The 6,102-nt window shown below is 60.1% G+C and carries 3 protein-coding genes; 1 reads left to right on the plus strand and 2 read right to left on the minus strand.

Going from position 1 to position 6,102, the window contains the following annotated elements:
- Positions 1-1,033 (plus strand): T9SS type A sorting domain-containing protein (locus R6U20_RS06330; RefSeq protein ID WP_410337022.1); only part of this gene is annotated, 1,033 nt, incomplete at its 5' end.
- A 310-nt stretch (positions 1,034-1,343) separates the two neighbouring features.
- On the opposite strand, the gene R6U20_RS06335 is transcribed toward R6U20_RS06330, so the two are convergent.
- Together R6U20_RS06335 and R6U20_RS06340 are read right to left on the minus strand one after the other, a co-directional pair.
- Positions 1,344-3,485: a 3'-5' exonuclease gene (locus R6U20_RS06335; protein ID WP_410337023.1), complete on the minus strand. Its 2,142-nt coding sequence runs from the start codon at positions 3,483-3,485 to the stop codon at positions 1,344-1,346.
- A 63-nt stretch (positions 3,486-3,548) separates the two neighbouring features.
- Positions 3,549-6,102: DUF1998 domain-containing protein (locus tag R6U20_RS06340; protein WP_410337024.1), on the minus strand; the 2,554-nt coding region annotated here is incomplete at its 5' end.

Genomic DNA, 6,102 nt, shown 5'->3' on the forward strand with positions numbered 1-6,102 from the left:
CCCGGACCTGGGCGCCTTCACGTTCAGCGAGATCACAACCACAAGTAGCGACATCGCCGACGCCGCTGGACTGCTCGGCTACCTGGAGCCGACCGGATTCGACGGGCGCGTGCTCCTGCGCGAGAACACCGCAGCCAATGGCGGACTCACCCTCACCCGCACGGGCGAGGCCCCAGATGACCCCAGTGGCGAACTCCCCGGCAACGTGGCCCCGTTCACCTGGACGGTTACCTCTGGCCTCGACACCGCCCCCAGCTACGACCTCCTGCTCTCCACCGAGGATCTGGGCGGAATCAGCGACTTCAGCGCGCTCATGCTCTACAAGTCCGATGATGGCGGGCAGACGTGGAATGCCGTCGATACGTTTAGCGGCGCGAGCCTGGTGCTGGGTGAAGCCCGTGCCCTCGTGGCGGTGCAAGACCTCGTGGGCTTTAGCCAGTTTGCGATCGCGAGCACCGACCCCAGCAATCCACTGCCGGTGGAGTTGGCTGGATTCGACGCCCGGCGCTCCGGCACCGAAGCGGTGACGCTTCAGTGGCAGACCCTCTCGGAGACGAACAACGCCGGCTTTGAGGTGCAGCGCGCTGCCGGGTCCACCTGGGCATCCATCGCTACCCTCGACGGCGCAGGCACCACGGATACCCCGCAATCCTACCGGTTTGAGGACACAGATCTGCCCTACGCCGCCGACAGCCTAAGCTACCGCCTGCGGCAGATTGACACGGGCGGCACTGCATCGTTTAGCGAGGCGGTAACCATTGCACGTCAGGTGACCCAGGCCGAACTGCTCCCCACGTACCCGAACCCGACGCGCCATCAGGCCACGGTGCGGTTTGCGGTGCCGGGGCGCCAAGACGTGCGCATCGACCTGTATGACATGCTGGGGCGGCGTATCCGCACGGTGGTGGACACGAACGCGGAGGGGCGCACCGACACGCAGCTCGACGTGAGCGGGCTGGCCAGCGGCACGTACTTCCTACGCATGCAGACCGAGGGCTACACCGAAACCCAGCGCATCACCGTTGTGCGGTAGCCGGTCGTGCGGTAGTCGTTGTGCAGTAGCAGGCGGGCCCTCCCCCGTTCCGGCAACCACCAGTTCGGGCCATTACCGGTTGTGAATGATTCCCTGCGGGGGCGTGCCACCACGGCGTATGCCAAAAGGCATATGCCACCAGGTGCGCCTCCGCATATAGTTGACTGGGCATGTGGTGGTGAGACGACTGCACATCCTCATGGCCAATCCCCCATAAGCGTCCTTATCGGGAATCAGCTCTCTTATCAGGGATTGGGGAGATTTACCTTCGCGTGGGCAGAGGCATCAAAGAAAAAGGATTCCCTTCGCGTCATGATCCTTCCTGAATCCAGGGACTGGCGGGCTCAGGGGCGGTTACGATGACCTCCCGCTTAGAACGGGTCACCGCAACGTACAGTAGGGAGCGCTCTTGCTTGAGACGATGAGATCGGTCGACGTCATCAGCGGCCGGACGGATCGCGCTGTTATGGGGCATGACATCTTCCGTCACGCCTGCTACAATGACTCGGTCGAACTCCAGTCCTTTCGTGCGGTGCATCGTTGCCAGACGGACACCGGGCTGCGACCGGTCTTCAGCCTGCTGAGGTTGAACGGTATAGGTCTCAAGCCCCGCTTCTTCGAGTGCATTTCTGTACTGCTGGACCAATGTATTCGTCCGCGCTACCAAACAGGTGTTGCGCAGGTCGTCGCCGTCATCGGCTACGCTGCGAAGATACCCAACGATCGCCTCGGTCTCTTCCTGAAACGAGTCGAAGATCTTGACGCGGGGTGCGGCTCCGTGGACCAGTGATTTGTAGACCTCCTGATTATCAATGCCTCCGTCAAGGTCATCGTAGCGTGCGCCTTGCAGCAGCCCCACGGCCCATTCTCGATTCTCTTCGGTCGTTCGATAGTTGACGCGGAGCTTGCGGCCCCGTCCAACGATGTTGATGCCGCAGTGGCCCAGCACGACCTGTCGGTTGTAAATACGCTGGTGCGCATCCCCTACGATAAACAGATCGTGTTTCTGGTCACCGCCGGGAATCATCTGGCGGATCAGCTTGAAGGCTTGCGTGCCCATATCCTGGGCTTCATCGACTAAGATGGAGTTGTACGGGAGGATATCTCCTTTCTCGTCAAGCAGGGCCCGCGCATCCCGAAATGCGCCTTCGCGCTCGCGCAGTTTGTTCTGCTCAAGCAGATCACGGTACTCTTCAAAGACGGGCCAGATGGCTTTCCGCGTGGGACGCTGGAGCGGGGTCCCTCGCCCGATGCGGCTCACGCGCATGTACTCGGATAACGTGTCGATGCCTTTCGGCTGGATGATCTCTTCCCACTCGCTGCGCAGAAAGGCCTCTGCCATGTCGTCTGGAGCGAGGGTTAACGCCTGCTCCCATAGGTTCTTGGTCTGAGTGCCATAGTCCACTTGATACGCATACCCGTGTGCACGGAGGAACTGCGTGACCCAGCGGTCCAGGTTCTGTACCTCAATACGCCGAAGGACGTCTTCGGAGGTCAGGGCAGCGAGATTCTGCTCAATATCAGCGGCAAGGTTGCGGGTGAATGTGGTGAACAGTAGGCGATCACCCGGATCGGTGAACACGTTCTCAGCCAGCCACACGGCCCGGTGCATCGCGACCACGGTCTTGCCTGTGCCAGCGCCCCCCAGGACGCGCACAGGGCCGTTGGCTTCCATCGTGACCAGGCGGCGCTGTGAGGGATGGAGAAACGTGCGCCACTTTTCAAGCGGGGCATCGAGCATGCGCTCCAACTCTTCGTCGTCGTCGACGAGTGTGAACCGGCGCTGCGTATTCGGGTCGTTGAGAGCCGAGGCAAAGTCCTGGGTATCTACCTCCTCGGCTTTGCGGCGCTTGTAGGCTAGTTCGCTATCTACCTGGCTTTGCGTGTACCCGGCAGCCAACAGGAAAAGCGCCTCATAGGCCTCTTCAGGCAAATGCTTCTGCATGGCATCGAGGTCCTCCTCGGTTTTAATGCTCCGCACGAGTGGAAGCAGTCGCTCCGGCACGCCCAGGCGGACCAACTCACGGTCCCGATACTCTGCATAGAGATCGCCGTGCTCGTTTTCGTCCTGATCCTCCGTAGAATCCGTGGTCGCAGCCTCTGGTACCTCCCCATCTTCAAGCGGAAGCACTTGCAGACTTCCTGTTTCGGGATGGATCTCAAAAAACCGGTTACGCGCCCACTGATAGGCATCGTCGTGATGATCCACCCAGAGGATCATAAACACGTTGCCCGTTGGGGGCTTCAGGATAATGCTCCGGTACGCTTGGTCGATGCGGACCGATCGAAGTTTTTCGTCCTGTGCTCCGTTGATCTTCTCGTAGTTGATGCCGCTTGACTTCGGAGCGGCTCTAAACTTCTCAATGAAGCGGCGTGTCTTTTTCTGCTGCGCTTTCGGCAAGGCCGAAAATGCGTCAAGAAATTCGTCGCCGATGGCTACCGTGACATCCATAAGTTGTAAAGGAAGAGGTGTGAGGAAAGTCGAGTAGTCGGTGCGTTCAACACTGAACAGAGCCTACTCCCCGTTCAGATGGTCAAGAAGCTGGTCTGGGTTGGCTTGTGCCTCCTCCAGTGTGAAGACCTCCCACCCTGCTTGTTCAAGACGCGCCTTGCTGGAGGCTTGCTCCGGCAGTACGATAGCAACCGCCGACTGGGGCCAGCCCATCTCCGCCTCGGCAACAATAGGGCCGTTTTCCTGGTGCTGGTAAGGCATCTGAGGAACGGGCACTCCTGCATCCTCCAGTTGACGAATGAGATCCTCGGTTTCAGGGAGCGCGTATTCAATTGCTTTTGTCCAGGGCGTAGGATCCGGTTGACTGTCTTCAGAGGGCGTGTTGCCTTCTGAGTTGCGGTCGTCCCCTGCGGTATGTGGAGGCGGCTGGGTTTCCCACAGGCTGTCGTAGGGCGTGCTGCGGTCGCGCTTCGGCAGGCTGGCGGTAATCGGATACACGCCCGGGATGAACTGAAGCATGTTGTACAGCCGTAGATAGCCGTTCCAGGCCGACCGATCAAGCTTTGCCTTGTCGTCTATATAGAGCGCAACCGAAAGCCCCGCCGCTGATTGATCCACGTCGCTCGTTATCGCTTCGACTGCATCCGTATTGGTGACGGCCCAGAGCAATGCTGGGGCGTTTGACGCAGATGCATGGGCGCCCTGCGTAAACGGGTTGGCATACCCCATGACGGCCGTTTGATCATCGGCTTTCTCCTCGAAGCGATGGCACAGGGAGTCCGGCGCATGGGTGCGGAGCGATTTCCTCCAGTCCTGCTGCGGGGTGTCGGTCGTTTCGGGGAAGCCGACGGCCGCGGCCATGCCGTGCGCAAGCGCGACCTGCTTCCAGTGTTCTGGGTTGGGCGACTGAAGAAGATCGCAGAGCCACTCGAAGCTGTTCTGGTTTTTGTAATCGCCTTGGACATGGCCATCCATTAGGCTCAGCAACTGGCCCACCTTCGGCTCCGGAAAGCGGTAGTTTGCAAACTCGGCATCGCCGTCCGAGATATCGTCCCAGGTGAGCGACCACGTATAGTAGCGCCCACTGGCCCGCAGGGCGCGTCGTTGCAGCACATCCGTGCCGACGCGCCTACGGTGATACGCCCATCCGTCCATAAAGAGGGCGATCGGACGCATATCTGCATCGAGCGGGTGAATCACGAAGTCGACGGTGCAGGGCACGGCTACGCCCTCGTCGGGCCCAACGGGTACCTGCGGTTCAATGTCGTACCGCTGCTGCTCTTCGCCTGCACCCAGGTAGAGCCGCCACCCGCGTCCACCGTTTACAACGTGCTTCTCCAGTCGCGACGGGTTGACCGGGAGGTCCTCGTCCAAGGCGTGGATGAACCGCTCTTCCAACTCGCTATCCACAACAGAGGCAACCGAGATCTCTTCCACGCTATCCACAGGCACGAGCGCATCGCGCCCCTTCATGATGGCCTCAATAACGTCCATTGCGGCTTGTCGTGACGTGTACTCCATCTCGTAGGCATTGCGGTAGGCATACACGCACTGGTAGCAGCCGTCTTTGTCCTCATCATGGCGACACGAACAGGTTGCCATGATCTCGTACGCCTGTTCGAAGACATCAATGATAGCTTCTTTGTCTTTCAGGAGGCGAGGCAAGTAGCCCGTTCCGCCCGGTACGCTGTCATAGAGCACCAGAAAACGCTTGCGTCCCACAGCCTCGGGGCCGGTCTGATGCTCTTGAATAGCTACCTTCAGGTGGCTCACATTTCCTTTGAACTGGGCGGTTAGCCCCAAGAGTAGGGCTGCTTTCAAGGAATGAACGCGCCGCTCCGTGTTTGCAATGGACGTTTCGGGAAGTAGGATGCGCACGGCCTCCGAACGCATCTGGCGGAACAGCGCAACCCGCGCGACCTTATCGGCATCGGCGTGTTGGGTCTGGGTCGTGCACGACTGTGTGTGGTTGATGCCGTCATCGTCGATGTGAACGCGCCCACACTGCGGACACGTGTCGAACCCCTTGCCATACACCGGCTCCCCCGCATACTCCAAGCGATCGTTCGGGCCCGGCTCGCCAAAGTTGATTTCGTGGAGCTCGGCATCGTGCGCAAACTCAAAGCCGAAGGGCATTTCTCCGTCTTTGATCTCGTAGGCCATGTCTACGTCTTGCTTGCGAATGCCCACATGCAAGCGGGTGTCGTAGAACGACGGCGAACGTCCCTCGGTGTCGTCGGTGATTCGACTCTTGCGATCAAGCGTTGTCGCCGATACCTCTTGATGGGGAACGAGGGTGTGCCGCTGGCCTGAATCGGCCCATTGCGGGCTCCCACAACGCGGACAGGAAACTGCTTTGCCTCCTTCCTCAACAACCTGTTCCAGGTGGCCACACTGGTCGCAGAGGCGCCACTCTTGAAGCGTATCCTCGCCGGAGAGATCGATCTGGTCGACTCGGACGCTGCCACCGCCTGCGTAGAATGTGGCACCGGGCGCGAGTTCTTTCAGCGCCTGTGAGGCCGGACGGCGGTATTCTTTCGCCCAGATCTCCTCTCCGCGAAGGAGCACCGAACGCAAAGTGACGCCCTCTTCAGGGAAAGCGTAGTTGGGGGATCGG

The sequence above is a fragment of the Longimonas sp. genome, from assembly GCF_046498435.1.
Classification (GTDB): Bacteria; Bacteroidota; Rhodothermia; order Rhodothermales; family Salinibacteraceae; genus Longimonas.